This is a genomic window from Pseudomonas sp. TH07, assembly GCF_016651285.1.
GTDB lineage: Bacteria > Pseudomonadota > Gammaproteobacteria > Pseudomonadales > Pseudomonadaceae > Aquipseudomonas.
The window spans coordinates 4,964,838-4,990,412 of record NZ_JAEKED010000001.1 but is presented as its reverse complement, the minus strand read 5'-3'; the positions used below and the strand labels follow the sequence as shown (position 1 = coordinate 4,990,412).

Below are 25,575 nucleotides of genomic sequence, written 5' to 3'. Positions count from 1 at the left end.
GCAGCGGCGCCTGCAGCGAGGGTGCAGGCGCCCGGGGGCGGAGTCAGATCAGGATGAACAGCAACAATAGGCCGCCGAAGATGGCCCACTTTTCCAGGTAATAACGCGTACGGTTGCGCTTCTTCAACTCTTTGCCGCGCAGGCGGATTTTGTACAGCTTGTTGAAGGCGCGATTCAGGCCACCGGTCTTGTCCCCGGCATCGTTGGGCGAACCGGCAGCGGCCATCACCGTGCGGCTGAACCAGGCATTGAAGGCCGCGACCCAGCGGTACTTCATCGGCCGCTCGACGTCACAGAACAGGATGATGCGATTGTGCGGGGTGGTGTTTTCCGCGTAGTGGATGTAGGTCTCGTCGAACACCACCGCTTCGCCGTCACGCCAGGAGTAGCTCTCGCCGTCCACATTGATGTAGCAGCCATCATCGTTCGGCGTGTCCAGGCCCAAGTGGTAACGATAGGAACCGGCGTAGGGGTCGCGGTGGCGCACCAGCTTGGAGCCTGGCGGCAACTCGGCAAACATCGCCGCCTTGATCGAGCCGATGCCTTGTACCAGTTCGGTGGTGCGCGGGCAGAGTTTCATCGCCGACGGGTGACTGTCGCCATACCACTTGAGGTAGAAGCGCTTCCAGCCACTTTTGAAAAAGGAGTTGAAGCCCAGGTCGTTATAAGTATCCGAGCGCTTGATCTCCCCTGCCCTGAGCAGGTTCTGACCTTCGGCGCGAATTTCTTCCCAGTGCTCCTGCAACGGCTGTAATTCGGGGAATTGGGCCGGGTCCAGGTAGGGACGGTTGGGGTTCTTCGAAAACAGGTAGAGGAAGCAGTTGATCGGGGCCAGGAAGCTTGAGTGATCACTCAGTTGGCGGCCCAGCTTATGGCGCACACGACCGCGCAGGTGGACGTAGGCGATAGAGAGAACATAAACAGCAGCAATAATGAGTTTCACGAGAAATCGTCACACGTCAGAAAAGAATATGCCGCGCCCCTGCAAACCGATGGTTGAAGGGCAAATTGCAGCGTCTGAATTAAAAAAAGCGCAGTCTGCAGGCAGGTTACTGAACCGCCTCACTCATTGGCATCTGGCCATTGGTTGGCAATTTAGCCACATTCTGTAACCAAAAGTTAACTCAAAATTGTGAAAAACTGCGCTTGCCGCCCCCCCCGGCGGTCACCCGTCTGTGCACTGTTCCCAAGGCTCCGGGCGCGATCGTCGATGCATAGCGCGCGCCTTGCCCGAGGAGCTTTTCAGCCTGTTATGCTGCGCGCGCTCGACGCCTACCCGCGAGCGCCTGCAACGACCGCCCGCAAAGGACCGCGATACCCATGACTGACACCCTCGCACCGGCGCTGATCCTGCTGCCCGGCATGGACGGCACCGGAGAGCTTTTTCAGCCGCTGATTGCCGCCCTGGGTGGGCGCTTCGAGCTGATCGTGCTGCGCTATCCGAGTGATCAGCCCCTGGACTACCCGGCCCTCGAATCCCTGGTGCGCCAGGCCATGCCCCAGACGCGACCGTTTGTAGTGCTCGGCGAGTCGTTTTCCGGCCCGATCGCCGTGGCCATTGCCGCCACGAACACGCCACTGCTCAAGGGCCTGGTGCTGTGCTGCACCTTCGTGCGCAACCCAAGGCCGCGCCTGGGACGCCTGAGTTTCCTGCTCAAGCTGCTGCCGTTGGCCCGGGCACCGCTGGGGCCGATCAGCAGAGTTCTGCTCGGCAGCTACGCGACGCCGGCCCTGCATCAGGCGCTGTCCCAGGCAGTCGCCCAGGTCACGCCGCGGGTGATGCAGGCCCGGCTCAGGGCGGTGGTGGCGGTGGATGTCAGTCAGGCACTGGCTGCCAGTCGCGTCCCTGTGCTGTACCTGCGGGCCAGCCAGGACTTTCTGGTGCCGGCCAGCGCCAGCGAAACGGTGGCAAGCCTGCGGCCGGATGCGCAGATCGTGACCCTCGACGGCCCCCATTGCCTTTTGCAGGCTGCCCCGGACCCAGCGGCGCAGCACCTGACGCGCTTTCTGCAATCGGTGTCCTGAACCCGCCCATTGCGCCACCTGCTTGAAGAGATTGCTTGATGAAGCCCGGAAAAACCGCAGTCGGTGACATTGTCTTGATTCCCCTGGCTCAGGGCTTTCGGCCGGCCAAAGTCCTGTATGTGTCGCAGCGCTATAAAGACACCATCCTGCTTGGGCTTTACGCCACGACCCTCAGCGCAGCACAGATGCCCGCGGACCTGCCGGACGGCTTCGGCCTGACCCTGTACACCTCCAAAGCCCCCATCCGGGCCCAGCGTTGGCTGCAGGTCGGCAACCAGGTACTCACCGCCACCCAACGCGGCCTGGATCGCAGAATCGTTGCCACCGAGTTGTGGCAGGGGGATGAGCATCTGGGACCCGCATCAGCACAGGACCAGCTCGATCTCCCCCAGATGCTGGTCATGGGCGCTGGCCTGGTTGAAAAGAAGGCCCAGGCCCTGCTCCCCGCTGCGGGTTAAGCAGCGCCGGTCAGCGCAAGCCAAGGCGCGCTCCCCCTCCTCAGCCGACACTCACTGCGGGCGAAGCAACCCCGAGCACTGGCACAAGGTGAGTTTCGCCATCAGTTCCGGGTACAGGTCCGAGCCGAGAAAGGCACTGATCCCACCCTGCAAGCTGAAGATATCCGAGCGCCCCCACTGCCTGGACACCTGCACTGCCCCGCGCTGGCTGCGCAGGCCGGACTGACAGTAGAGCACCACCGGGGCATCGCTCAAACAACGCCCGCCCAGGTGTTCGAGCTGCGCCAGCGGGATATGCACCCCGCCAATGGACACCTGCTCGCGCTCATGGGCTTCCCGTACGTCCACCAGATGCACCGCAGTCCCCTTGCGCGCCAGCTCCAGCAATTGGCCAAGCCCCATGTTCAGGCCTCCGTCGCTGGTGGGCGCGGCACAGGCCACGGGCAATTCCTGTAGGGCAAAGGGCTGTAGCGGGTCTCGCAGCGGGTTGCCTGGCGCGGCCGAGTAGCGGATTTCCTGGGTGCTCGCCGAAAGCGCGTCATACATCAACAAGCGATTGCTCAGGGGCTGGCCGATACCGGTGATCAATTTGATCGCCTCATTGGCCTGAAAGCAGCCAATGATCCCCGGCAACACGCCCAGCACTCCGGCCTCGGCGCAATTGGGTGCCAGGGCGGCCTCCGGTGGCTCGGCGTACAGATCGCGGTAATTGGCGCTGCGCTGGCCGTCGGCCTGCAACGCGTTGAATACCGCGACCTGGCCTTCGAACTGAATGATTGCGCCATACACCAGGGGTTTGCCCCCCAGGCAGCAGGCGTCATTGATCAAGTACTTGGCCGTGAAGTTGTCGGTGCCGTCGATCACGATGTCGTAGTCGGCCACCAGTGCGGCCGCGTTTTCGATGTTGAAGCGCTCAACGTAGGCCTGGATGTGAATGTAGGGGTTGAGCGCCTGCAGACGGGCCTTGGCCACATCTGCCTTGTTCTCGCCCTTGTCCGTAGTGCGAAACAGCACCTGGCGGTGGACGTTGGACACCTCGATCCGGTCGGCATCGATGATCCCCAGCCGCCCTACACCGGCGGCCGCCAGGTAGAGCAATGCCGGGCACCCCAGCCCGCCCGCGCCGACCATCAGCACACTGGCCGCCTTCAGCGCCAGCTGGCCCTGGATGCCAATGGCAGGCATCAACAGATGCCTCGAATACAGCCCCACCTCGCCCGGTTCGAGGCTCACCGGTTGCTGCTGATCCCCTGCTCTGCTCATCGTCTTCATTCCCTGGAAATAAAGGCCGCGGCATTCCCGCCGCGGCCGAACACCCGAGCGTGCGCGCCTAGAACGTCTCGATGACCACCGCCGCCAGGCGGTTATCGCGCGTCAGGTTGATGACCCGGTGGATATAGACCGGGTTGCCGTGATGGATAAAGGTCGTGGTCCGCACTTCGCCCTCATCGAACAGGTAAAAGGGGCAACACAACTTGACCAGGACCTCCTGCAACGGCTTGCCCAAACCACTGCGCAGGGCTAGCGGGTCATCGACCAGGGCATCCACCAGGCGCTCCCGCCCTTCTGATGCCAGGCCCGGCACCTCGAGAAAACACCACTGGTCCGCCACCTCGCACAGGTGGCGATAGAGGGTGAAGCGGTACTCGGCCCCGGCAACGCGCTCCCCTTCGTCCTCGATCAACGCCACCTGCGCATCGACATACCGCGGCTCGCGCCCGGGATCGACCTCGGCCGGCAGCAGGTGTTTCAGGACGCTGCCCCGCAATTGCCCGGGAACCCCGGTCAAGGCCGCATCGCCATCGAGTTCCAGCAAGCGCCAGAGCATCCTGACCTTGGCAAACACCCCACCGTCCGCTTGAAACTGATGAAAAATCTCCAGCACCGTGTTGTCTTGCCTGAGACGGACCTGCTCCACCGAGACCTGGAACCAATCACTGTCGAACATCCCGAAAGGACGCAGGTAATCCACATCCGCCTCGACCGCCACCAGGCTCTGGTGGTGCTCACGGATCAGCCCCGGAAACGAGATATCCAGGCGTTCGGAAAACCAGGACCACATGCTGCTCTTGCACAGCGAGAGCAGCGACCGGGACTGAAACTGCAACGGGTTGAACAAGGTCGGGTCAATCGGCCGCATCACGGCTACAGGACGTTCGCCCATGGCCTCAGCCTCCCGCCACAGCGGTGAAGATATCGATGCAGCCATCGTTGCTCACGCGGTTATCCAGCTGCGTCAGGTCCACTTTCTGACCATTCAACGAGATCAGATAGCCCTTTTTGATATCACCGTTTTTGTCGTGAATAATTTCCTGCAAGTTGGGGTAGTGCTTGACCAGTTCCTGAACGGCCTGATTCACCGTGTTGGCGGCAGAAACATCAATCTCAAGTTCACGCTTGTAATCAACGAAGCGCGCCAGATTTCCGGACAGTTTGAATTTCATGTCATTCACCTTCCTGGTTAGTCAGCTGTTGGCTCAACAGGTCAAACTCGTGCAACTTCCTGATGCCCAAATCGACCACTAGTTTTTCCTGCGGATCGGCGCCGGCAAACAGTGATGTGAAATCGCGGAGTGCGCGGCCAATGCCACTTTCTTCGGTGTACCCCCAGCCGCCCGTAAGTTTGAGTGCGGACAACGCAATCTGGGTGATGTTTTCCACCGCGCAATGCTTGGCAGCGGAAGACAGGGAATCCCAATAGGGATCGGTGTCCCCGTTTACTTGCCGCAACAACGAGCGATAGACAACGGAGCGGGCCGACTCCAGGGCGATATACATCTCCCCGACCACTGCCTGCACATGTTGCATCTCGGCCAGGCGACCGTCGTAGCGGATGGTCCGTTGCAGGTAGCCGATGGTTTGCTCTATCACGCGCCGGGCATGCCCGAGGAACGGACAGGCCTGCAATGAACGCCGGCAGTTGAGAAAGTAGCGTTGCGCGACTGCCAGGCCATCCGTCCCTGCCAGCAGGCGGCTCTCGTCGAGCCGCACGTTATCCAGGGTCAGGTACACCGTGCCCAAGGCCCGTACACCGCTCATCTTCATGGGGCTGGTGCTGACTCCCGGATCGCTGCGCTGCACCAGAAAGACTTGCAGGTCCCGGGTGTCGCTGCGCACGAACACCACGAACAGATCGGCAGTGCGCCCGCCGCTGACGTAAGGTTTTCCGCCATTGAGCAGGTAGTACCCGCTGTCCGGGTCATGCCGTGCATTGGACACGAATGAAAAGGCGTCGGCGTTTTCGGTGTAGGCAAATGCACCGATGCTGGTCCCGGTCACCAGTCGATCGATATAAGGCGCTACCACTTCGCGCCGGCCGACCGCTGCCAGAAAAAGAATAAAGGACATCCTGACCGACAACAGGAATGGAAAAGACATATCACTGGACAAGTACCCGAGCTTCTCCAGCACACTGCCCCATTGCGCAACGCCTATATCGGCGCCGCCATAACGCTGTGGCAGTGCCAGTTGGAATCCGCCGCGCTCGGCAAACAACCTGAATACTTCATCCGGAATCGGAGTGGAACTGCGATCACGTTCCAGGGCATAGGGATTGACCTGTTCGTTGACCAATGAACCGAACAACGACTCGACATCGCTCGCACCTTGCCAATCGATATTCATATGCAGATCCTTCTGCCTTGGGACTGTGTGTTTTAAAGCGCGTAACTCGCCGACGATAGAGGCGTGAACTATCGGCTGGTTGTCATGTTTAAATACGTGGATTCAGTCAATCCGATGGATAGGCTAGACAGGAATATCCATATAACAAGTGTTGTTTTTCGCGGCAAAATGCCACATTCGCCGCCGGCCCCCGTGGTCCTTGAAGATGGGTGTCGAGGATCCCGACGGGCGGTGCCGCAGACGGATTCAGTGACTGGCCAATTCCCAGGCCGCCCCCAGGAGTTTTCGCGATGGACATCAATTGGCACTCGCTATTGCCCAACCTCAAGCGCGAGCCCGCAGCCACGCGGGACGAGATCGACCAGTTGCTGGCCGACTTGTCGCGACCGATCCAGGCCGACGAGCGCCGTTCGATCCTTGACGCGCAGCGTAACCCCTGGCCCGTGAGCCACGGCCTGCACTCAAGCTGGACGCCGATAGACCCCAGCGCCTGGCCGATGCCCGGCGCGTCTCCGACAACGAGTTGGCTGGCGTTTCTGGCATGGTCCAATGGCGGGCTGGTCACCCAGGGCGAAATGGAGTTCTGTTTTTTTGGAACCCGAGAGGTTCGCGAGTTCCTGCTGGCTTACCAGTTCCCCGAATACATGCCCCAGGCGATCCCCCTGGGGCTGGATGGGGCCGGCAACTTTGCAGTGCTGGATGTGCGCGAACCCGCTCCCCACGCCGAATACCCTGTACTCGTGGCCTCTGCGGGCAATCTGGGTTTCGAGGACGCACGCTGTCTGGCCCCCAGCTTCGAACTGTTCTGCCGACGCACCGAATCGGTTGAAAGTGCGCTGGACTGAAGTATCAACCGCTGAAAATCGATGGGCGCCCCCCCTGCTCTTACGGATCGGTTAGGCACGCTTGATCAGCGGTTCTCAAAGGGTAATGGAGGTCGCCGGATAGAACAGCGTGTTAAGCACGAAAAGAATCATCCAGAAACCGATTTCCAGGGTTTCGGTAATAGGCTGGATGCGTTTCACCGCACCGTAGACATGCACCACAAACATCAAGGCGAAGACCACAAACAGAATATCGAAGGCATAACTGAAACTGGTGCCAGTGGTCGCGGAACGCAGCATGGCAACTTCCACCACCAGAATAAAAGCCCCCAGGCAGCGGCCAAAATAAATGGCCAGATGCTGGTGTTCAGGAATGGTCCAGCGCATCGCCCGGGCCCAGGCGATGGGCGCGATAAAGATCGGCAGGGCAAAAAACAGCGTAGTGACAATCATCAGGGTGGTGATGTAATGCTGACTGTATTGCGCGTAATAACCGAGCATTCCGAGATTCCTTATCGTTGAAGATCACCCCCGAAGGGCAGAATCGCAGAATTACAGCCGCAACTAACGACGTCCATTGTATTCAGGCCGAACGAGACCAAAGAGCGTGCACCCGGGCAAATAGTCGTAGTACCGAAGGTGCATTAGAGGACTGTATTCGGCCATGTTCCTCTCGCTACTTGCGCAATTGAAGCGCCGCCGCTGGAAGTAGATCTTCTTCAATCCACCGCGCCAGTGTGGGCCGATTGATAGCTCGCGCGGTTTGCGCTAAATATTCCAACTCCTCACTGCCCAGGATGAGTCCATGGCTCAGGATCAGTTCAAGGCCCGCCATTGCATCCCGCTCTTGCTCCATGCAAATAACCGCTTGCCGTGCAGGGGTCAGCCCGTTGCGGGCGGCAGATGAAAGACTGGCCCCATTGTCGATCAATCGTTTTACACGCTCGATGTGGCCGAACTTCAGAAGCATGGAGAGCACGGTTATTCCATGGTCATCCGCTTGATCGACCCTGTTGTGTTTTCTGTACCAGGCCAGTACCCATTCAAACACCGGATCGTCATGTTCCAACGCCACTCGATGCAGCAGATTGCCTCCTCCGAGATCACTTTTTTGAAACAGATCAACGTCATTCGCCGCCAGAAACTCAAGGCTCTCGATAGAGTCAGCCACATAAAACAACATGGGCAGATCGTTATATGACTCGCTTCTTTTCAGACGTGGTAGCAAGCGCTCCATTGCACTTGCATCGCCGTTAACCAGGGCGTTGCCGGCTTCAAAGAGATCCACTATCAACACTTCATCAATCATCGATTGCTACCTATCAGGCATAGAGGTCAATCCAGTTGCAGCACCGGCCGGCCCGAGGCTGACCAAAGGACTTATGTTTGCTGTTGCACGTCATAGTCTGGCAAGTCGATGGCGTCCGCCTTGGGTGAAAGGAACTTGCCGAGCAATGTCTTGAATCCAGGCGCGGTTGCCAACCTCAGCACGGCATGGCCGAGTCCGATGCCAAGCCGTGAATGGGGCGACGCCAACCTGGGGGCGAATTTGGGCACACTTTGCGCCTGGGCGACGTAAGGCCGCATCCGTTGTTCATAGGCGGCGAACGCCTGGGTGTGGTCGACGTGGCGAGCCAGCTCCCCGGCCAATACATAGGCGCCGCACAGCCCCAGGCTGGTGCCCATGCCGCTGATGGGCGAGGCGCAATAGGCCGCGTCCCCCACCAGCGCGATGCGCCCCTTGGACCAACGGGGCATCCTGACTTGGCCGACCGCTTCCAGGTAAAGGTCGGTTGTTTCATCCAGCGCTGCCAGCACGCGAGGTGTCTCCCATCCCGCGTCGGCAAACTTTTGCTTGAGCAAGGCTATCTGCTGGTCCTGGGCAAGTTTCTCGTACCCGTTCGGGGCCTGCTGAAAGGACAGAAAAGCCCGCGTGGTGCCCAGGTTATCCGGACGCAAACAGACACAGCGGCCACCTGGAATGTTGTGCCAGCGCATGACCTGACCGTCGCTTGGCTGCCGGGGCACGGTGAAATAGGCGGTATACACATCCAGTGGCCGGCGCCGGACCTCATCGCCGAACACCCGATTGCGCGTCGCTGAACCAATGCCCTCGGCCACGATGACCAGATCGTAAACCTGCTCATCGCCCTGCTCGAAGCGCACATGAACCTGTCGGCCATCGTCCTCGATGCTTTGAATACTGTCGCCGAATCGGTACCTGACCCGGTCTTCGCTGCGCTGGATCAATAGCTTGGCCAGTTCGCCACGAAGAATTTCCAGCTCAGCTATCGGCCCCTCGCCGTCGAAGGCGTTCACCCCAATAAACGCCTTGGTCCGGTTGCCCTGGTCAACGAAGGCGATGCCTTGCTCCTGAGTCGCGTTAGCCCGAATCAGATCCTCCAGGCCCATACGCTGGACGACAACGCGCCCGGCGCCACGCACATCGACGGTCTGCCCACCGTCGCGAAATGCCGGCGCCCTTTCGACAACGGTGACGTCCATGCCCTGCCGGGACAACCAATAGGCCAATGCCGGCCCGGCGATGCTTGCACCGGTGACAAGAATTTTTTGCGGTTTCATCACGGCTCCCGGTGCTCAAGGGTTGGCTGGGCAGTGCCCGGCAAGGTGCTGCGGTAGACCTCGATCACTCGCTCCAGAAACGCCTCGACCACTGCACGGTCCTGGCCTTCCAGCGCGCCCAGCACCGTGCCCAGGCCGTCGAGCATTGGCGCGAGATGCCGATAGGTCTGCGCCACCGAGGCCGGTACCGGACGCACCAGTACCCGGCGCTTGTCGTTGAGCTGGCGCTCACGGATCACGTGCCCGGCGCGCTCCAGCCGGTCGATGACCTGGGTGATGCCGGCAGTGGTCACTGAAAGGCGCGTTGCAAGCTCGGTCGGTGGCAAGGGGCCGTCGGTAATCAGGTGCTCCAGTGCCGCTACGTCGGTCTGGTTGATGCCCAACGACGTGCCCAAATGGCCCGCCGCCTTGCGCGTGAGGATGGCGATCTGTTGCAGCTGTTGCCCGACCGGATCACTGGCAATCCGAAGGCCGCGTGGGTCCTCGGTGGTCAATGGCGCAGATGAGCGTGGCGAGATAGGCATGATGAAATCAACGGCCGAGGGTAACGGGCCAGCAAATTAGCATATAGCTAACTTGCTTAGCTAGTTTTCTGATAACCGCTAGAGCCCCTACCCTGTCAGCCCGCAGCAACCGCACAATTGCCATTTGCCAGCATCTTGTCGGTTATAAAACCCTGCCTATATGATCGCGCCTCACCCAATAGGCACCGGCTTTGGTCCAGGGACTGATGCTGCCCCAGGCTTTTCACAGGCTCTACAAGGATGTTGAAACGATGAAAATCAAGATGGCGCCACAGTCGCGCAAGGACGCTGGCCTGGGTCAGATAGTGGCCGGTTGGGTCTTGGCCGCAATAACCCTGGCAGCGCCTGCACTGGTCCAGGCCAAGGACGCGCCGATTCCCCCTGGTGCAGTGCTCAGCGTGATGGAAAACATCCAGTTCGACGATCAGGCCGACACCGGGGAACTGGAGGACGGTGCCGTTGCGACTTTCTGGTACGGCCATGAGCTCGACCTCGACGGCAAGCACTACTACACCGCGTTCGTCTGGCATACCCGGGACAATGCCGCCCGCCAGGGCGAGGACTTCGCCGCACCCGAGGTCCAGGTCAGGCTGGCAGAGGCGACATTCGAGCGCACTCACCCGGGCCAGACTCAGGCCTATACCTTGCGTTACATCGAACGCAAGATCGGTTTCTTTGGAGCCCGGGAAAAGCCGGAGGACGTCGACCCCGCTCGCCCTGCCCTGGAACACCGCACAGCCGATGGCCGCCTGCTGTTGGCCGTGCCGACCTCGACCTTCGACAGCGGCGTCATCTTCAACGGCTACACGCTGTTCGTGTTCAATCCGAAGAAAAACGAGGATGACAACGGCTGGATCTGGACCTTTATCGGCCAGGTGCGCACCGGCGAGGACAACTCGGCCGCGTGCGATGAGGCCGCCGTGATGCCTTGCACCTTCAGCAAGGGCGAACTGAGTTTTGTCGACGGCCAGGGCCCGATGCCGCAGGTGAAGGTCACGCTCAGCGGCACCACCTTCGATGGCCCGAACAGCACCCGCCCCCTGGCTGCCGATGACAACGTGACTTATGTCTACGACGGCCAGAAAAGGGAATACATCAGCAACCACTGAATGGGCCCTAGGGGATGACAAGGCCTTGAATGGCGGTCGCCCCCTCCACTTCAGCTCGCGGCCGGCCTCAGGTATCAGCCAGGCGGTACAGCGCTTGGGCATGGGACGGCATCAGACCGGCGCGTTGCAGATTGCGCCGGCTTTGCGAGTTGGCCAGCGCCGTTGCTGCGACGACACGGCAACCATGGGCCCTGGCCTGCTCTATCCGATGGGAGATCAGGGCGCCGTGATAGCCCGCGCCCCTCGCGGTTTTGCGGGTGGCGGCCGTCCCCAGGTAGGCAACGCCATGGTCGGCCAGGTACATCAAGGCACCCGCCACGACCTGGCCTTGGGCTTTGAGCACGTAGATTTTCATGCGCTCATCCGGCCCATGCCCCGCAAAAGAGGCTTGAGACAGCTCTCGCAGCTCCGGTTTTGTGCGAAAACCGCCGGCATGAACCTCGGCGAATTCGGCCAGCGTCTGCGGCGTGACCTCTTCGATCTCAAAGGGGTGACGGTTTGCGACCCCGTTGTCGATGGCGCAGGCAAATTGCAAATGCGTCCAGCCCTTCAACTTCTCCAGGGATGCGCCGGCCAGCTCGGCGTATGGCTGCATCGCGGGGGCTTTTCCGATCAGCGGGGTGACGGTCGAATAGGCTGCCGATGCCTTGAGCAAACTCAACACGGCCTGAGGCTCCCCCGGATTGTCGCCGTAGATGCGATTGAACATCGGGCTCGGCGTGGCCTGCACGTAAAAGCACGCCGCGGCGCCGTTGGAGAAAACCCTTGCCCCGTAGGGGTTGCCCTCGATCCTCAGCAGATTCTCGACCCGAGCACACAAGTACTGCCGTTCTGCGGCCTCGATCTCATGGGCCAATCCAATATCCATGTGCATCGTCCTTTATCGGGGCCGTTCCTGAGGGGCCGCACAGCCTGGTCCGTCACTTAACGCTGACCTGACCCCGGGCGTACATAAAGATGGAACCGTGGTCGGGGATCTTGCAGGTGATCACACCCGGTGCGCCGGGCACCTTCTTGTCGTCCAGGGTGATCACCTCGGCGAGGTGGAAGTACTGCTTATCCTGCAGATTCTTGGCCTCGGCCGCAGCGTCGACCAGGCGCCCCAGCACTTCGGTGAAGGCTTCGTAGCACTGGTCTTCTTCACTCAGCTTCAGCTTGGCCAGCTCACGATCGCTCTTGACGGCCATCTCGATCACCACCGGCTCCGCCGGCGTGGAGGTTGGCTGCGCCTCCACGTTCTGCATCGCGTAGCTGATTTTCAGTTGCCGGGGGTTGTAGTGATAGCGCAGGAACTTCCAGTCCTTCATCGCGTAGGCCAGGCCTTTTTCCGGGTCAAGGTAAAGCGTCACGTCATAGGTGTTCTGCACTCGCTTGCCGATCAGTTCCGATGCCGCGTGGGCCGTTTGCAAGTTCGCACTCAGCAGGAGTGCAGCCAGGGTCATGGCGAGGGAGGTGATTTTCATGGCTGGCAGTCCGTTCCGTGGCGATAGGTAGTAGCTCAAAGACGGCGGATGCTTTCATGGGCCCAGGGGGTGGTCAAGAGACTGGAGGGTGCAGACCGCCATACAACTGTCGTCACACCTATGCGACAATGCGCGCCATGTCTGGCATGAACCCCCGCATTCATCTCCCAGCAGCTCGGCCATAACGTGCAGATGCTGCTCTCGACTTATGCGCGATGGATCAACTCAACGTACGGGTTGGAGCGAAATCGAATCGCTCCATATCAGTCCCAAATTGGTCCCAGCCGAAACAAGCGCACTCTAAGCTATTGATAGGTAAAGTAATTGATCTCCACAGCTAACATCACGATGCAATTCGGCGCCAAGCCGTTGTTCGAAAACGTTTCGGTCAAATTCGGCGCCGGCAACCGTTATGGCCTGATCGGTGCCAACGGTTGCGGCAAGTCGACCTTCATGAAGATCCTCGGCGGCGACCTGGATCCATCCGGCGGCCAGGTGATGCTGGAACCGAACGTGCGTCTGGGTAAGCTGCGCCAGGATCAGTTCGCCTACGAAGAATTCACCGTGATCGACACCGTGATCATGGGTCACGAAGAGCTGTGGAAGGTCAAGGCTGAGCGCGATCGCATCTACTCGCTGCCGGAAATGACCGAAGAAGACGGCATGGCCGTGGCCGAGTTGGAAACCGATTTCGCCGAAATGGACGGCTACACCGCCGAATCCCGCGCCGGCGAACTGCTGCTGGGCCTGGGTATCGGCATCGAGCAGCACAATGGCCCGATGAGCGAAGTCTCCCCAGGCTGGAAACTGCGGGTATTGCTGGCCCAGGCGTTGTTCTCCGATCCTGAAGTGTTGTTGCTCGACGAACCGACCAACCACCTGGACATCAACACCATCCGCTGGCTGGAAAACATCCTGACCCAGCGCAACAGCCTGATGATCATCATCTCTCACGACCGTCACTTCCTGAACAGCGTGTGCACCCACATGGCTGACCTGGACTACGGCGAGCTGCGTCTGTTCCCGGGCAACTACGACGAATACATGACCGTGGCGACCCAGTCCCGCGAGCAACTGCTGTCGGACAACGCCAAGAAGAAAGCGCAGATTTCCGAACTGCAATCGTTCGTCAGCCGCTTCTCGGCCAATGCCTCGAAAGCCAAGCAGGCCACTTCCCGCGCCAAGGCGATCGACAAGATCCAACTGGCCGAGGTCAAGCCTTCGAGCCGCGTGAGCCCGTTCATTCGCTTCGAACAAACCAAAAAGCTGCACCGCCAAGCAGTGATTGTCGAGCGCATGGCCAAAGGCTTCGATGGCAAAACCCTGTTCAAGGACTTCAGCTTCCAGGTCGAAGCCGGCGAGCGCGTCGCGATCATCGGCCCGAACGGTATCGGCAAGACCACCCTGCTGCGTACCCTGGTCAACGAACTGACCCCGGACGCCGGCACCGTGAAATGGACCGAAGCCGCTGAACTGGGCTACTACGCCCAGGACCACGCGTCGGACTTCGAAGACGAATCCAACCTGTTCGACTGGATGGGCCGCTGGACCAAGGAAGGCGAACAAATGGTTCGTGGCACCCTGGGCCGCATGCTGTTCTCCAACGATGAGATCCTCAAGTCGGTCAAGGTCATCTCCGGTGGCGAGCAAGGTCGCATGCTGTTCGGCAAGCTGATTCTGCAAAAGCCGAACGTGCTGATCATGGACGAACCGACCAACCACTTGGACATGGAATCCATCGAGGCGCTGAACCTGGCGCTGGAAAACTACCCGGGCACGCTGATTTTCGTCAGCCACGACCGTGAGTTCGTCTCGTCCCTGGCCACCCGCATCATCGAACTCAGCCCAAGCGGCGTGACCGACTTCAGCGGCACCTACGACGACTACCTGCGCAGCCAGGGTGTAGCGATCTAAGCCAAGAGCCTCGATAAGCGGCAAGCTGCAAGAAAAAGCCCTGTCCTGGTGACGGGGCTTTTTGTTTTTCCCGCACGGTGGTACGCCAGCTCGAAGCAATAGATAGCCTGCTTTCTTTTATTATCCAGCCACGCCATGATGCGGTTCTCCAACCGCCCGCCCGCGAACGAGCCCTCATGTCTGCGCAACAGCCGCCTGCTCCCAGCTCCATGACGATCACCCTGCAGATCGTTTCCATCGTTTTCTATACCTTTATTGCCTTCCTCTGCATCGGCCTGCCGATTGCCGTGTTGCCGGGTTATGTCCACGAACAGTTGGGCTTCAGCGCCGTGGTGGCCGGGCTGACCATCGGTTCGCAATACCTGGCGACCCTGCTCAGCCGGCCCATGGCCGGGCGCATGTCGGACAGCGTCGGCACCAAGCGCGCCATTGTGTACGGGTTGATCGGGATCCTCCTGAGCGGCGGCCTGACACTGCTCTCGACCCTGCTGCAAAGCCTGCCGCTGCTGAGCCTGACCATCCTGCTCGGCGGGCGCCTGCTGCTGGGCGTGGCCCAGGGCCTGATCGGGGTTGGCACCATCAGCTGGTGCATGGGCCAGGTAGGCGCCGAACACACCGCTCGCTCGATCTCGTGGAACGGCATTGCCTCCTATGGGGCGATTGCGATTGGGGCACCGCTGGGGGTGGTGATGGTCGACCAGTACGGTTTCGCCAGCCTCGGCATCGCTTTGTCACTGTTGGCAGCCCTGGCTCTGGTACTGATCCGCAACAAAGCCTCGGTGCCGGTGGTGCGTGGCGAGCGCCTGCCGTTCTGGGCGGTGTTCGGGCGCATCGCCCCCTATGGCGCCAGCCTGAGCCTGGCCTCCATCGGCTACGGCACCCTGACCACCTTTATTACCCTGTTTTATCTGAACCGCGGCTGGACCGGCGCCGCCTACTGCCTGACCGTATTTGGCGTGTGCTTCATCGTGTCGCGGCTGTTGTTCATCTCCGCCATCAGCCGCTTCGGCGGCTTCAGGGCCGCTATCGCCTGCATGAGCATCGAGACCCTGGGCCTGGTCCTGCTGTGGCTCGCGCCCTCCACCGCCTACGCCCTGATCGGCGCCGGGCTGACCGGTTTTGGCTTGTCACTGGTGTACCCGGCGCTGGGCGTCGAGGCAATCAGACAGGTGCCCAACAGCAGTCGCGGTGCGGGCCTGAGTGCGTATGCGGTGTTTTTCGATCTGGCGCTGGCGATTGCCGGGCCGTTGATGGGGGCAGTGGCACTGAACCTGGGGTATTCGTGGATCTTCTTCTGCGCGGCGCTGCTGTCCGTCACCGCGCTGGGCCTGACGCTGCTGTTGCAGCGCCGGTCCAACGCCTGACTCACTGATCCGCGGTCTGCATCCCGGCGCGGCTGGATTTGCCCAGGGTGTGGGCGAAGAATTTACCGGCCTCGGCAATCAGGTTGCGGTGAATGTCCTCGCGGTCGACGCCATCGGCATCGGTGCACAGCGCTGGCATCGCTGCCAATTGCGCTTCGCTGCACGGGGCCATGAACACGAAATGCCCGGCGCCGGCCAGCAGCTTGAAGTCCGGTGCCACCGGCAGCTTGCGTGCCAGGGCCGCGGCGTTCTTGTCCAGCGCCACCAGTTTGTCGCCGTCGCCACTGTAGAGCAGCACCGGTACATGCACGCCCGCCAGGGTATGGCGACCGAACTTGAGGCTCAGCGGCGCCATCAGCATCAAGGCATGCACCCGGGCATCCGCCACCGGCTGCAAATCATCGCGATCGACGATCAGTTCACCCTGGGTATTGCAGGCATCCCGGTCATCGGGACGTTCCTGGCAATAGCGCCGCAGGCGATCCAGGTCCGGGGTGGCGCCCGAGAGAATCAGCGCGGTTTCACCACCGGCGGAATAGCCGATCACCCCCACCTGATCGGCATTGACGAAAGGTGACAGCATCGGGTCGGCCAGGGTCGCGGTAATGGCTTCGGAAATCTGGATCGGCCGCCCATAGAGGTTGCTCAAGGTTCCGAGGCGGCTGTGGTCCTTGGAGTTGTCCCCGGGGTGGATCACCGCCACCACCACGAACCCCTTGCGGGCCAGGGAGGTGGCCAGATCGTGCAGTGCCAGCGGGGTGCCAGTATTGCCATGGGACAGCATCAGCATCGGGAAACGACCAATGGCGACCTTGGCATCCTGGGTCGCCGCCACTTGGTATCCCTCAAGCGTGCTGTTGTGCTCGTAACCGGTGGATGGATAAAAAGCGATGGCGCGCATGGGTTGCAGATCGAGCGGGTCGAGAAAGGTCATCTCGTGATAACCGACGCTCCAGTGCGGGTGCGGTGCAGGCGCGGCCTGCACCGAAATCAGGCTGCTGAGCAGGCAGATCAGTAACAGTGCACTGAGACGTTTCATGGGACGCCCACCTTTGCGGCTGGATCGAGAAACCCTTTGCCCCTGCCCTCCCTTGCAGCCAAGGCCTTGCAACACATCTGGCGAACGCTGGCAGGGGAACAGGCAAAAGACCGATGAACTTCTATCTGCATAACCTGGGCCAGAAGGCGTGAAAGGCAAAAACAAAAAAACTCCGTACTCTGATCATTTTCGACACTGATCAGAATACAGAGTTTAGTGCGCGTTACCGCACCCGGATTAAGTCTTTACACAAGTCTTACGCGGCGGCGAATTGCTCTTCGATCTGCGCCTGCGCGTCGCTCAAGGCCTTGCTGCGCACTTCTTCACCGTACGCCAGGCCGTGGGCGCGGACGAATTCCAGGTCGGTGATTCCGATAAAACCCAGCATGACCTTGAGGTAATCTTCATGACCGACGCCGGTTGCCTGGCCCACATGCAGGCCGCCGGAGGTGGAAACCACCACAACTTTCTTGTTGCCGCAAAGGCCTTCAGGGCCGGCTTCGGTGTACCGGAACGTCTGGCCGGCCACTGCAATGCGGTCGATCCAGGCCTTGAGCTGGGTCGGAATACTGAAGTTGTACATCGGCGCAGCAATTACTACGGCGTCAGCCGCCAGGAACTCGGCCAGGGTCGAGGCGCTAAGCTCGGCTTCGTGCTGCAGCGCGGCGTCGCGCAATTCGGCCGAGGTGCCGGCGGCAAGCAACGTGGCGGCGGAAAAGTGGCTGATGGCATCGCTGGCCAGGTCGCGGTAGGTAACCTCCACCGATGGATCGGCGGCTTGCCAGGCGGCCACCACGTTGTGGCTCAACTGACGGGAGGCCGAGTGGTCGCCAAGGATGCTCGAATCGATATGCAACAGTTTCATGTGGGATCTCCAAGTGAGGATCGCCACCGGGCGATCAAGTGGGGGTGATCCTACAGATGAAACCAATAGCTGATTAGTCGGCATAAATGCGATAGTTCGTCTCATCAGTGGAACAGTCGAGCCCGTCATGCAAGACCTCAACGATCTTTATTACTTTGCCAAGGTGGTGGAAGCCGGTGGTTTTGCCGCCGCCGGGCGCCTGCTGGGCATCCCCAAGTCCCGCCTGTCGAGGCGTATTGCCCAGCTTGAAGAACGCCTCAATGCGCGCCTGCTGCAACGCACCACGCGGCAATTGAAGCTGACCGCGGTCGGCGAGCGCTATTTGCGCCATTGCCAGGCCATGCTGCTGGAGGCGGAAATGGCCGACGAAGCCGTGGCCAGCATGTCCAGTGAGCCTCGTGGGCGCTTGCGGGTGTCCTGTCCGGTGGGCCTGGCGCACCAGTTCCTGCCACAGGTCATCAGCACCTTCCTCGGCAAACACCCCCATGTTCAGCTGGAAATGATGCTGCTCAATCGCCGCGTCGACCTGGTGACCGAGGGCATCGACGTGGCCCTGCGTGTGCGCGAACTGGGGGATGAAGACCCGCTGCTGGTTACTCGCCGCCTGCGCCAGGCGCAGACGGTGATGGTCGCCAGCCCCGACTTTCTGCGCGAGCGCAGCATCAGCCACCCGCAAGACCTGCACCAGGTACCGGTGCTCGGCGCCCTGGAAGCCGATCGCCAGGTGCATTTGCGCATGTTCGACGAACAGGGCACCCAGTTTGATTTGGCGCTGGAGGCACGGCTGGGCATCGACGACTTTATCGTGCGCAAAGCCTGCACCCTGTCCGGACTGGGCTTCACCGTTCTGCCGATGATGTACTGCGAGGAAGAACTGCAAACTGGCCAGCTGGTGCAACTGCTGCCCCAGTGGTCGCTGCCGGGCGGCTGGCTGCAGGCGGTTTATCCCCATCGCCGCGGGTTATTGCCGGCCGTACGATCCTGGATCGACCACCTGACCGAATCCTTCAAGAGTTGCGGAGACCGAACCCTGTGAAAGCCAAACCCATGAGCGAAGACGACGTGGCGCAATTCTGCCTGGCCTTGCCCGGCGCCCGGGAAGACTACAAGTGGGGCGGCGTGCGGGTGTTTTCCATTGCCGGCAACAAGATGTTCGCCCTGCAAGGCCTGCGGGGCGACTCCCTGGCGTTCAAGGTCGACAAGGAGTTGTTCCTCGGCCATGTCGACCGCCCGGGGATCCATCCCGCACCTTACCTGGCGCGAGCCCATTGGGTGATCATGGACGCGCCCTACCCGCTGGTCGCCGGCGAGCTGCAAGAGCTGCTGCGGTGCTCCCATCAATTGGTGGTGGCCAAATTGCCGAAACGGGTACAGGTCGGGCTGCTGCTCTAGAGCAGGTTCGCCAGCCCGGCGTCGAGAAACAGCCGGTCGATCCAGAACACTTGGTGCACCGCCACAATCAGCCAGAACAGCGCCTGGTACGAGACCTTGCGCGTCTTGTGCCGGAACACTTGCTGCGCCAGCAACGCGCCGGGCCAGCCACCGGCCAGCTCCAGGGCGTGCAGGACCTTTTCCGGCGTGCGCTGGCCGTTGTTGCGGGCCTGGCGCTTGTCGTACCCGTAGAGCGCAAAGGTCAGGCCGCTGACGACCCCATAACCGACCAGGGGTAGCAACGATCCCCCCTGCTGCCATAGGGACAGCGAGCCGAACAACGGCAGCCCGCACAGCAAGGCGAACGCCAGCCACTTCAGGCGTGGGTGCGCGACCGTCGTCCCGCTGTTGCGCCCGGGGCGACCACTGCTCCGTGGCTCGCTCAAGGCTTGGCCGCCGCCCAGTCCACCCAGCCAAACTGCCAGGTGGCGAGGATCAGCAGGCCGAACACGATCCGGTACCAGGCAAACGCGGCGTAGCTGTGGCTGGCGATGAACTTGAGCAGGCCCTTGACCGCGATCATGGCGAAGATAAACGCGGTCACGAAGCCGATGGCGAACACCGGCATGTCATCGGGCTGGAACAGATGACGGTACTTGTAGCCGGAATACACCGCCGCTCCGACCATGGTCGGCATGGCCAGGAAGAACGAAAACTCGGTAGCGGTCTTGCGCGACAGGCCGAACAGCAGGCCGCCGATGATGGTCGAGCCGGAGCGCGACGTGCCGGGAATCATTGCCAGGCATTGGGCGAAACCGACTTTCAGCGCGTCCTGCCAGGTGATGTCATCAACGCTGTGGGCATGTACCTCATGCTCGCGGCGCTCGGCCCAGAGCATGATCACCCCGCCGACCACCAGGGCCGTGGCCACCGTGATCGGGTTGAACAGGTATTGATGGATCAGGTCGGCAAAAATCACCCCCAGCACCACGGCCGGGAAAAACGCGATCAGCAGGTTGACGGTAAACCGCTGGGCGTTGCGTTGCCTGGGCAGACCCACCACCACGTCGAAGATCTTGCGCCGAAACTCCCAGACCACGGCCAGGATCGCCCCGAGCTGGATGATGATGTTGAACGCCATGGCGCGCTCACCGCCAAAGTCGAGCAGGTCCGCCACAATAATCTGGTGGCCGGTGCTGCTGATGGGCAAAAACTCTGTCAGCCCCTCGACAACCCCAAGTATCAACGCCTGAGCGGCGGTCCAAAGATCCATCAGTCCCCCATAAGGCCGTGCTGCAGCAGGCCCTGATCGTTTTTTTAGTGTTCACTGCGATGAGCGTAGCGGTGGTGCGCGCGCAATAGAATTAACAACAACCGATGAAAAATCCGTGAAAAATCAAGCCGGATTCAGGTTTTCCGCTGCGGGGCCGAAATCCTATCAGACATGCATGAATAACGCTTCGACCTTGTCTGGCCGACAGGCTCGGCGCCCCGGGCCGACAAGGTGCCTGAATACTCGCGACTATTGATGACAAGAACAACAAATCGGAGTGACGCAATGATGAATAGCTTGCGCAATGTATCGATCAGCCGCCGGCTGTGGCTGATCCTGATAGTCGCGGTGCTCATGCTATTGACCCTGGGCATGTTGATGCTCAAGCAGATCCACAACGATCTGTATCAGGCCAAGGCGCAGAAAACCCAACATGTGGTGCAGACCGCCAACGGTGTGCTGGCGTATTACCAAAGCCTCGAAACCGCCGGTACCCTGAGCCGCGAGGCTGCGCAGAAACAGGCCCTGAGCGTGATTCGCGGCTTGCGCTACGACCAGAACGACTACTTCTGGATCAACGACCTGACGCCGGTGATGGTCATGCACCCGGCCAACCCCAAGCTTGAAGGCCAGAACCTCTCGGCGATCAAGGACCCGGATGGCTTTGCCCTGTTCAACGAGATGGTCAACATCGCCAAGACCAAGGGCGCCGGCATGGTCGACTACCGCTGGCCGAAGCCCGGGGCGGACGCGCCGGTGCAGAAAACCTCCTATGTCCAGTTGTTCCAGCCCTGGGGCTGGATCATCGGCTCGGGGGTGTATATCGATGACATGCAGGCCGAGTTCTACACCCAGGTCCGTCAGGCATCGTTTATCGGCCTGGGCATTGCGCTGCTGATGGGCCTGCTGGTGGCGCTGATCGCCCGCAGCATCGTGCGCCCCCTCCAGGAAACGGTGCATGCCATGGCCAATATCGCCAGCGGCGAAAGCGACCTGACCCGCACCCTCGATACCCACGGCCAGGATGAGGTCACGGAATTGGCGCGGCATTTCAACGGCTTTACCGCCAAGTTGCGCCTGGTGGTCAGCCAGTTGCAGGTGTCCGCCGGTGCCCTGGAGCAGTCCTCGGCAGACCTGGGCAGCAACGCCAGCCAGGCCCAGGAACGCAGCCAGCAGCAATCACAGCAGATGGAGCTGGTGGCCACCGCCATCAACGAGGTGACCTACGGCGTGCAGGATGTGGCGAAAAACGCCGAGCATGCCGCCAGTGAAATGCGCGATGCCGAGGCCCAGGCGCAACAGGGCCAGGTCAATATCGACGGCAGCCTGCAACAGATCGACCGGCTGTCGAGCACCATCGACCAGGCGGTTGAAGTGATTCGCACCCTGGCCGCGGAAAGCACTCAGATCGGCAGTGTGCTGGAGGTGATTCGCTCGATCGCCGAGCAGACCAACCTGCTGGCGTTGAATGCGGCCATCGAGGCGGCCCGCGCCGGCGAACAGGGTCGCGGCTTTGCGGTGGTGGCTGATGAGGTGCGGTTGCTGGCACAACGCACGCAGAAATCCACGGCCGAGATCCAGTCGATGATCGAGCGCCTGCAGAACCATTCCGAAGCCGCGGTCAAGGTGATTGGCGACAGCAGCCGTGCCTCGCAGATGACCATCGAACAGGCCGGTCTGGCCGGCCAGAGTCTGAATGCCATCGGTCAGGCACTGCGTAACCTCAATGGGCTCAACGCCTCCATCGCCAGTGCCACCCTGCAGCAGGCCCATGTGGTCGAAGACATCAACCAGAACGTGACCCAGGCCGCAGGCCTGTCCCACAGCACGGCGATGGCGGCCGAGCAGTCCAGTGCCGCCAGCCGCCACCTCAAGGAGCTCAGCGAGCAGCTCAACGGTCTGTTGCGCCAGTTCCGCGTCTAGGTCCCGGCGGTGGCGGGCCCTGCCCGCCACCTTCGCCGCGCTCGGACTAACGCGCAGCGCCGCACTCTGGTTACAATCCGCGCCCTCCTCCATTTTCCCAAGGAATGTCCATGCCCGGGCTTGAACTGTTTGCCGTTGCGCTCGGCGCCGTTGCCGCCTGGCTCAGGGCCAACGCCAGCTGGTGGGCAGATGGGTGCGCTACTGCGGTCTGCCGAGCATGAAGGTGGTGGTGCTGACCGGCCCCGAGTCCAGCGGCAAGAGCTGGCTGGCCAACGAGCTGCAGGCGCGCCTGGGGGGCATCCAGGTCGGCGAGTACGTGCGCCATTTCATCGATCAGCAAGGCCGCGACACTTGCTTCGCCGATATTCCGCAGATCGCCAGGGGCCAACTGGACTGGGAAGACGCCGCCCGGGCGCGCAACCCTGAACTGTTGATCCTCGACACTCATTTGCTGAGCAACATGCTCTGGAGCCAGACCCTGTTTGGCGACTGCCCGCCCTGGCTCGAACCGGAACTGCTGGCCCGACGCTACGACCTGCACCTGCTGCTGTCACCGGAGCAGGTGGGCTGGGTTGACGACGGCCAGCGCTGCCAGCCGCAGCTGGAGCAGCGGCTGGGTTTTTTCCAGGCTTCGCGGGACTGGCTGGTGCAACATCGCCAGCCGTTTACGGTGGTGGGCGGTGATTGGGAGCAACGTCGGCAACTGGCCCTGGCTGAGGTCGGCCAATTGCTCGCCGGTTGAAGCCCTGACCCGCGCATTTTCCCGCCGAACAGGGCCCAAGTGTCCATTCCTGAAACAGGTGCCCGCCCCCATATCAGCCTGCGCCAAGGCTCGCCGCGATTGCCCGCGGATCTGTTAAGCCACTGATACAGCCTCTTGCGAACCCCTGATCTAGAGCATCGGCCCGCCTATGGCTATGTGCCGGTCCTGCCACCTGTCTCAGGGTTGAAACACTCGCGATCGCCACCCTCGGCAAAAAAATCCAAGGCCTTGAATTATCGAAAGAATTAAAAAGCGGCACAGCTCCTGCTCTCTTCCTGTCAACGCTCTGGTTAGGGCCAGCGCTCAGAAGAAGGAATGCCGCCGTGGGGAATATCAATCAAGGTTTGACCCGCCTCTTGCTGATCGGTTGTGCCGTCAGCGCGGCGTATTGCCTTCCCGTACAGGCAGCCGGCGACGGCGTGATTGTGCTTGAGCGCACCGTGCACCCTCAACCCATCGGTCGCCAGTCGCTGCAACCGGACCCGTACCCCACCACCGTCAACGCCAACCCTTCGGCGCGGATCAACGGGATCATCGGTGGCAGTGAAATGACCGACGGCGATTTTGCCGGCGTCAACAGCGGCGCGCTGATTCGCAACACTATCATGCCCAGCGGTGGACACGTTCCAGGGCTGAATGTGGTGACCAACCCCAACGGCCTGCCAGGCATGTCCGCCGGCCACGGCGGCGGCTCGGGCGCCTCCATCTCCAACTCGATCAATCGCTCGATCAGCGCCGGCATGGCGCCCTTGAGCAATATCGGAGGGCAGTGAGATGAACCGGTCCCTGCTGCTTATCGCCCTGCTCACCTGCACTAGCGCCATGGCCGACTCGGCCAGCCAGGTGACCAGCACCTCGACCATCCAGAACTCCGGCGCGGGCTACACCGGCAATCTCAATATCAACCAGGCCGCCGGCGACCAGCAACAACAAACCAACGTGCGGGCCATCGCCATCGGCACCAATGCCAGCGCCAGCACCAGCGTCAATCAGAAACTCACCACGCCAGCCGATCGCTCGATCAATGCCAGCAGCACCATCGGCGGCAACTCTTTCAGTAATGGCGGCGGAGCACTGGGCGTCAACCAGTCCTCCGGCGCCAATAACCAAATGGTCAACGCCATGCGGATCAGCATCAGTGCCAATCCGCAAGGCATCGACGACAGCGTCCTGTCCCAACAGAACGTGGCGCTGTTACCAAGCTCAGGAGCAACTGACGCTCATCAAGGCAGCCGCCAGGTCGTTACCAGCGACCAGGCCTTCACCGGCAGCCGTGGAGTGACTCAGGTGAACCAGAGTGCCGGGGTGGGGAACCGAATGGCTAACACCCTGAGCATCCGGGTCGCTGACTGACCCAAACGCAGTGCAATTAGAAAGTACCAACACTTAACCAACTAATAAGCACCGGAGAAACACCATGAAACCTACAATGGCTCTCAAACCACTGGTTTTCGCACTGGCTGCAGTTATGGCAATGGCCGCTCAAGCAGGCGGGCAAGGCAACGGCAATGGGCATGGCAATGGCCATGACGATCACAATCAGGGTCCGGATCTGAACACCCTGCTGCAAATCACCGCCGGGGCCGGGGCGGCAGTGATCGACGTGCAAAACAGCAACACCAACGTGGTGAAAAACCAGGGCACCCTGAACACCGGCAAGGCTGACAACTCGCTCAACAACTCCAACGGCAACATGGGCGCCAACGTTGCAGCCGGCGACGGCAACCAACAAGACAACGCTGCCGCCCTGGCCACTGCCGATGAAAACTTCATCTTCGGCAGCGCCGTGGCCGCGTCCAGCGCCACTCAGTACAACAACAATAACTACGTTAAAAACTCGTCGACTCAAAACAACGCAATCCTCAACAACTCCGGCAACAACGGCTCGGGCAACCTGGGCATCAACGTCACCGCCGGCGACTTCAACCAACAGAAAAACAACCTGGCCATCGCCGTATCCGGTGGTCGCGTAGCGACTGCGGCTGCTTCGGCCAACCAGCAGTCGACCAACCTGGTCGTGGATAACAAAGGCGTACAGGCCTACAAAAAAGACACCCTCACTGGTGGCTTCGTAGCCTCGGGCACCTACAAAGGTACCGGCAGCGGCAAAATCGAAGGCGACGACGGTCATGGCAGCGGTCATGGCTACGGCGACAACAAAGGCCATGGCAACGACGATCAAAAACTCACCTTCAAAGAACAAGGCACGATCGAACTGGCTGGCTACTGGACCCAGCAAGTGCTGACCAAAGACGGCTGGAAAAACCCAGTGGTCAACAACGCCAGCATGACCGGCTCGATGAACGGCTTCTCCGGCAACGGCGGCGCCAACGTCTCGGCAGGTGTGGGCAACCAACAAAGCAACTCGCTGTCCATCGCTGCTGGCTGCAAAGCCTGCATGTAGTCGCGATCGAAAAAGAAAGCCCCGGCAACGGGGCTTTTCCACAGTCTCA

Annotated in this window: 28 protein-coding genes and 1 pseudogene; 14 read left to right on the top strand and 15 right to left on the bottom strand. The window is 61.0% G+C overall.

What is annotated here, in order from left to right; translation table 11 throughout:
- Nucleotides 1-43: 43 nt before the first annotated feature.
- Complete coding sequence (gene lpxO, locus JFU57_RS22865) at nucleotides 44-943, bottom strand: lipid A hydroxylase LpxO (protein ID WP_078472217.1); 900 nt, start codon at nucleotides 941-943, stop codon at nucleotides 44-46.
- A gap of 377 nt (nucleotides 944-1,320) precedes the next feature.
- On the opposite strand from lpxO, the gene JFU57_RS22860 reads away from it, so the two are divergent.
- Both JFU57_RS22860 and JFU57_RS22855 read left to right on the top strand, forming a co-directional pair.
- Nucleotides 1,321-2,025 carry an alpha/beta fold hydrolase gene (locus JFU57_RS22860; protein ID WP_201130857.1) on the top strand — a complete coding sequence of 235 codons (705 nt, stop codon included), beginning with the start codon at nucleotides 1,321-1,323 and terminating at the stop codon, nucleotides 2,023-2,025.
- Between the two features lie 38 nt (nucleotides 2,026-2,063).
- Nucleotides 2,064-2,483, top strand: coding sequence for a hypothetical protein (locus tag JFU57_RS22855; RefSeq protein WP_201130856.1), 420 nt, complete (start codon nucleotides 2,064-2,066; stop codon nucleotides 2,481-2,483).
- Nucleotides 2,484-2,534: 51 nt separating this feature from the next.
- Here the strand turns inward: JFU57_RS22855 and moeB are convergent, their stop codons facing one another.
- From moeB to JFU57_RS22835, 4 genes are all read right to left on the bottom strand, one after another.
- Complete coding sequence (gene moeB / locus JFU57_RS22850) at nucleotides 2,535-3,746, bottom strand: HesA/MoeB/ThiF family protein (RefSeq protein ID WP_201130855.1); 1,212 nt, start codon at nucleotides 3,744-3,746, stop codon at nucleotides 2,535-2,537.
- A gap of 67 nt (nucleotides 3,747-3,813) precedes the next feature.
- Nucleotides 3,814-4,647: a hypothetical protein gene (locus tag JFU57_RS22845; RefSeq protein ID WP_242487472.1), complete on the bottom strand. Its 834-nt coding sequence runs from the start codon at nucleotides 4,645-4,647 to the stop codon at nucleotides 3,814-3,816.
- Between the two features lie 4 nt (nucleotides 4,648-4,651).
- A complete protein-coding gene (locus JFU57_RS22840; RefSeq protein WP_201130854.1) occupies nucleotides 4,652-4,927 on the bottom strand; it encodes a MoaD/ThiS family protein in 276 nt (91 codons plus the stop codon).
- Between the two features lies 1 nt (nucleotide 4,928).
- Nucleotides 4,929-6,107 (bottom strand): acyl-CoA dehydrogenase family protein, encoded by a 1,179-nt coding sequence (locus JFU57_RS22835; RefSeq protein WP_201130853.1) that lies wholly within the window; start codon nucleotides 6,105-6,107, stop codon nucleotides 4,929-4,931.
- A gap of 290 nt (nucleotides 6,108-6,397) precedes the next feature.
- Here JFU57_RS22835 and JFU57_RS22830 point away from each other — a divergent pair, with 290 nt between their 5' ends.
- Nucleotides 6,398-6,952, top strand: coding sequence for an SMI1/KNR4 family protein (locus JFU57_RS22830; protein ID WP_201130852.1), 555 nt, complete (start codon nucleotides 6,398-6,400; stop codon nucleotides 6,950-6,952).
- Nucleotides 6,953-7,027: 75 nt separating this feature from the next.
- Here the strand turns inward: JFU57_RS22830 and JFU57_RS22825 are convergent, their stop codons facing one another.
- The 4 genes from JFU57_RS22825 to JFU57_RS22810 all read right to left on the bottom strand — a co-directional run bounded on the left by JFU57_RS22825 (nucleotide 7,028) and on the right by JFU57_RS22810 (nucleotide 10,038).
- Nucleotides 7,028-7,432 (bottom strand): hypothetical protein, encoded by a 405-nt coding sequence (locus tag JFU57_RS22825; protein ID WP_078472213.1) that lies wholly within the window; start codon nucleotides 7,430-7,432, stop codon nucleotides 7,028-7,030.
- Between the two features lie 175 nt (nucleotides 7,433-7,607).
- Nucleotides 7,608-8,240 carry a hypothetical protein gene (locus JFU57_RS22820; protein WP_201130851.1) on the bottom strand — a complete coding sequence of 211 codons (633 nt, stop codon included), beginning with the start codon at nucleotides 8,238-8,240 and terminating at the stop codon, nucleotides 7,608-7,610.
- A gap of 71 nt (nucleotides 8,241-8,311) precedes the next feature.
- Complete coding sequence (locus tag JFU57_RS22815) at nucleotides 8,312-9,514, bottom strand: FAD-dependent monooxygenase (RefSeq protein ID WP_201132174.1); 1,203 nt, start codon at nucleotides 9,512-9,514, stop codon at nucleotides 8,312-8,314.
- Nucleotides 9,514-10,038 carry a MarR family winged helix-turn-helix transcriptional regulator gene (locus tag JFU57_RS22810; RefSeq protein ID WP_201130850.1) on the bottom strand — a complete coding sequence of 175 codons (525 nt, stop codon included), beginning with the start codon at nucleotides 10,036-10,038 and terminating at the stop codon, nucleotides 9,514-9,516. The genes JFU57_RS22815 and JFU57_RS22810 overlap by 1 nt, the downstream gene beginning before the upstream one ends.
- A 251-nt stretch (nucleotides 10,039-10,289) precedes the next feature.
- On the opposite strand from JFU57_RS22810, the gene JFU57_RS22805 reads away from it, so the two are divergent.
- Complete coding sequence (locus tag JFU57_RS22805; protein ID WP_201130849.1) at nucleotides 10,290-11,147, top strand: hypothetical protein; 858 nt, start codon at nucleotides 10,290-10,292, stop codon at nucleotides 11,145-11,147.
- A 67-nt stretch (nucleotides 11,148-11,214) separates the two neighbouring features.
- Here the strand turns inward: JFU57_RS22805 and JFU57_RS22800 are convergent, their stop codons facing one another.
- Both JFU57_RS22800 and JFU57_RS22795 read right to left on the bottom strand, forming a co-directional pair.
- The gene (locus JFU57_RS22800; protein WP_201130848.1) at nucleotides 11,215-12,015 is read right to left on the bottom strand and encodes a GNAT family N-acetyltransferase; all 801 of its coding nucleotides are present in this window, start codon (nucleotides 12,013-12,015) and stop codon (nucleotides 11,215-11,217) included.
- 52 nt (nucleotides 12,016-12,067) lie between these two features.
- The gene (locus JFU57_RS22795; protein WP_201130847.1) at nucleotides 12,068-12,610 is read right to left on the bottom strand and encodes a hypothetical protein; all 543 of its coding nucleotides are present in this window, start codon (nucleotides 12,608-12,610) and stop codon (nucleotides 12,068-12,070) included.
- Between the two features lie 92 nt (nucleotides 12,611-12,702).
- Between JFU57_RS22795 and JFU57_RS33300 the strand changes: the two are divergent.
- From JFU57_RS33300 to JFU57_RS22785, 3 genes and pseudogenes are all read left to right on the top strand, one after another.
- Nucleotides 12,703-12,914, top strand: a pseudogene (locus tag JFU57_RS33300) (hypothetical protein); the annotation flags it as partial.
- 20 nt (nucleotides 12,915-12,934) lie between these two features.
- Nucleotides 12,935-14,524, top strand: a complete 1,590-nt coding sequence (locus JFU57_RS22790; RefSeq protein ID WP_078472206.1) for an ABC-F family ATPase — start codon at nucleotides 12,935-12,937, stop codon at nucleotides 14,522-14,524.
- Nucleotides 14,525-14,700: 176 nt separating this feature from the next.
- A complete protein-coding gene (locus JFU57_RS22785) occupies nucleotides 14,701-15,888 on the top strand; it encodes an MFS transporter (RefSeq protein WP_078472205.1) in 1,188 nt (395 codons plus the stop codon).
- Between the two features lies 1 nt (nucleotide 15,889).
- Here the strand turns inward: JFU57_RS22785 and JFU57_RS22780 are convergent, their stop codons facing one another.
- Together JFU57_RS22780 and JFU57_RS22775 are read right to left on the bottom strand one after the other, a co-directional pair.
- Nucleotides 15,890-16,927: an alpha/beta hydrolase family protein gene (locus tag JFU57_RS22780; RefSeq protein WP_020298078.1), complete on the bottom strand. Its 1,038-nt coding sequence runs from the start codon at nucleotides 16,925-16,927 to the stop codon at nucleotides 15,890-15,892.
- Between the two features lie 256 nt (nucleotides 16,928-17,183).
- Nucleotides 17,184-17,792, bottom strand: a complete 609-nt coding sequence (locus JFU57_RS22775; RefSeq protein ID WP_201130846.1) for an FMN-dependent NADH-azoreductase — start codon at nucleotides 17,790-17,792, stop codon at nucleotides 17,184-17,186.
- 127 nt (nucleotides 17,793-17,919) lie between these two features.
- Here JFU57_RS22775 and JFU57_RS22770 point away from each other — a divergent pair, with 127 nt between their 5' ends.
- Nucleotides 17,920-18,828: a LysR substrate-binding domain-containing protein gene (locus JFU57_RS22770; protein ID WP_078472203.1), complete on the top strand. Its 909-nt coding sequence runs from the start codon at nucleotides 17,920-17,922 to the stop codon at nucleotides 18,826-18,828.
- A gap of 11 nt (nucleotides 18,829-18,839) precedes the next feature.
- Nucleotides 18,840-19,184, top strand: a complete 345-nt coding sequence (locus JFU57_RS22765) for an MmcQ/YjbR family DNA-binding protein (protein WP_201132173.1) — start codon at nucleotides 18,840-18,842, stop codon at nucleotides 19,182-19,184.
- Here JFU57_RS22765 and JFU57_RS22760 read toward each other — a convergent pair.
- Entirely contained in the window at nucleotides 19,181-19,609 is a 429-nt protein-coding gene (locus JFU57_RS22760) for a DUF1294 domain-containing protein (RefSeq protein ID WP_201130845.1), read from the bottom strand. The genes JFU57_RS22765 and JFU57_RS22760 overlap by 4 nt on opposite strands.
- Nucleotides 19,606-20,436, bottom strand: coding sequence for an undecaprenyl-diphosphate phosphatase (locus tag JFU57_RS22755; RefSeq protein WP_078472200.1), 831 nt, complete (start codon nucleotides 20,434-20,436; stop codon nucleotides 19,606-19,608). The genes JFU57_RS22760 and JFU57_RS22755 overlap by 4 nt, the downstream gene beginning before the upstream one ends.
- 288 nt (nucleotides 20,437-20,724) lie before the next feature.
- On the opposite strand from JFU57_RS22755, the gene JFU57_RS22750 reads away from it, so the two are divergent.
- From JFU57_RS22750 to JFU57_RS22730, 5 genes are all read left to right on the top strand, one after another.
- Entirely contained in the window at nucleotides 20,725-22,359 is a 1,635-nt protein-coding gene (locus tag JFU57_RS22750) for a methyl-accepting chemotaxis protein (RefSeq protein WP_043229803.1), read from the top strand.
- A gap of 217 nt (nucleotides 22,360-22,576) precedes the next feature.
- Nucleotides 22,577-23,101: an AAA family ATPase gene (locus JFU57_RS22745; protein ID WP_078472199.1), complete on the top strand. Its 525-nt coding sequence runs from the start codon at nucleotides 22,577-22,579 to the stop codon at nucleotides 23,099-23,101.
- Between the two features lie 344 nt (nucleotides 23,102-23,445).
- Nucleotides 23,446-23,895 carry a hypothetical protein gene (locus tag JFU57_RS22740; protein ID WP_078472198.1) on the top strand — a complete coding sequence of 150 codons (450 nt, stop codon included), beginning with the start codon at nucleotides 23,446-23,448 and terminating at the stop codon, nucleotides 23,893-23,895.
- A 1-nt stretch (nucleotide 23,896) separates the two neighbouring features.
- The gene (locus tag JFU57_RS22735; protein WP_201130844.1) at nucleotides 23,897-24,475 is read left to right on the top strand and encodes an adhesin; all 579 of its coding nucleotides are present in this window, start codon (nucleotides 23,897-23,899) and stop codon (nucleotides 24,473-24,475) included.
- A 64-nt stretch (nucleotides 24,476-24,539) separates the two neighbouring features.
- Complete coding sequence (locus JFU57_RS22730) at nucleotides 24,540-25,526, top strand: heme utilization protein (RefSeq protein ID WP_078472196.1); 987 nt, start codon at nucleotides 24,540-24,542, stop codon at nucleotides 25,524-25,526.
- The last annotated feature ends 49 nt before the right edge of the window (nucleotides 25,527-25,575 follow it).

Bases quoted from the DNA above. Each gene is read 5' to 3' on its own strand.
- JFU57_RS22730 (WP_078472196.1), top strand. From the start codon at position 24,540: ATGAAACCTACAATGGCTCTCAAACCACTGGTTTTCGCACTGGCTGCA.
- JFU57_RS22855 (WP_201130856.1), top strand. From the start codon at position 2,064: ATGAAGCCCGGAAAAACCGCAGTCGGTGACATTGTCTTGATTCCCCTG.
- JFU57_RS22840 (WP_201130854.1), bottom strand. From the start codon at position 4,927: ATGAAATTCAAACTGTCCGGAAATCTGGCGCGCTTCGTTGATTACAAG.
- JFU57_RS22765 (WP_201132173.1), top strand. From the start codon at position 18,840: ATGAGCGAAGACGACGTGGCGCAATTCTGCCTGGCCTTGCCCGGCGCC.
- JFU57_RS22780 (WP_020298078.1), bottom strand. From the start codon at position 16,927: ATGAAACGTCTCAGTGCACTGTTACTGATCTGCCTGCTCAGCAGCCTG.
- JFU57_RS22795 (WP_201130847.1), bottom strand. From the start codon at position 12,610: ATGAAAATCACCTCCCTCGCCATGACCCTGGCTGCACTCCTGCTGAGT.
- JFU57_RS22770 (WP_078472203.1), top strand. From the start codon at position 17,920: ATGCAAGACCTCAACGATCTTTATTACTTTGCCAAGGTGGTGGAAGCC.
- JFU57_RS22775 (WP_201130846.1), bottom strand. From the start codon at position 17,792: ATGAAACTGTTGCATATCGATTCGAGCATCCTTGGCGACCACTCGGCC.
- JFU57_RS22845 (WP_242487472.1), bottom strand. From the start codon at position 4,647: ATGGGCGAACGTCCTGTAGCCGTGATGCGGCCGATTGACCCGACCTTG.
- JFU57_RS22755 (WP_078472200.1), bottom strand. From the start codon at position 20,436: ATGGATCTTTGGACCGCCGCTCAGGCGTTGATACTTGGGGTTGTCGAG.
- JFU57_RS22860 (WP_201130857.1), top strand. From the start codon at position 1,321: ATGACTGACACCCTCGCACCGGCGCTGATCCTGCTGCCCGGCATGGAC.
- JFU57_RS22785 (WP_078472205.1), top strand. From the start codon at position 14,701: ATGTCTGCGCAACAGCCGCCTGCTCCCAGCTCCATGACGATCACCCTG.
- JFU57_RS22735 (WP_201130844.1), top strand. From the start codon at position 23,897: ATGAACCGGTCCCTGCTGCTTATCGCCCTGCTCACCTGCACTAGCGCC.
- JFU57_RS22820 (WP_201130851.1), bottom strand. From the start codon at position 8,240: ATGATTGATGAAGTGTTGATAGTGGATCTCTTTGAAGCCGGCAACGCC.
- JFU57_RS22815 (WP_201132174.1), bottom strand. From the start codon at position 9,514: ATGAAACCGCAAAAAATTCTTGTCACCGGTGCAAGCATCGCCGGGCCG.
- JFU57_RS22805 (WP_201130849.1), top strand. From the start codon at position 10,290: ATGAAAATCAAGATGGCGCCACAGTCGCGCAAGGACGCTGGCCTGGGT.
- JFU57_RS22745 (WP_078472199.1), top strand. From the start codon at position 22,577: ATGAAGGTGGTGGTGCTGACCGGCCCCGAGTCCAGCGGCAAGAGCTGG.
- JFU57_RS22835 (WP_201130853.1), bottom strand. From the start codon at position 6,107: ATGAATATCGATTGGCAAGGTGCGAGCGATGTCGAGTCGTTGTTCGGT.
- JFU57_RS22800 (WP_201130848.1), bottom strand. From the start codon at position 12,015: ATGGATATTGGATTGGCCCATGAGATCGAGGCCGCAGAACGGCAGTAC.
- JFU57_RS22830 (WP_201130852.1), top strand. From the start codon at position 6,398: ATGGACATCAATTGGCACTCGCTATTGCCCAACCTCAAGCGCGAGCCC.
- JFU57_RS22810 (WP_201130850.1), bottom strand. From the start codon at position 10,038: ATGCCTATCTCGCCACGCTCATCTGCGCCATTGACCACCGAGGACCCA.
- moeB (WP_201130855.1), bottom strand. From the start codon at position 3,746: ATGAGCAGAGCAGGGGATCAGCAGCAACCGGTGAGCCTCGAACCGGGC.
- JFU57_RS22825 (WP_078472213.1), bottom strand. From the start codon at position 7,432: ATGCTCGGTTATTACGCGCAATACAGTCAGCATTACATCACCACCCTG.
- JFU57_RS22750 (WP_043229803.1), top strand. From the start codon at position 20,725: ATGAATAGCTTGCGCAATGTATCGATCAGCCGCCGGCTGTGGCTGATC.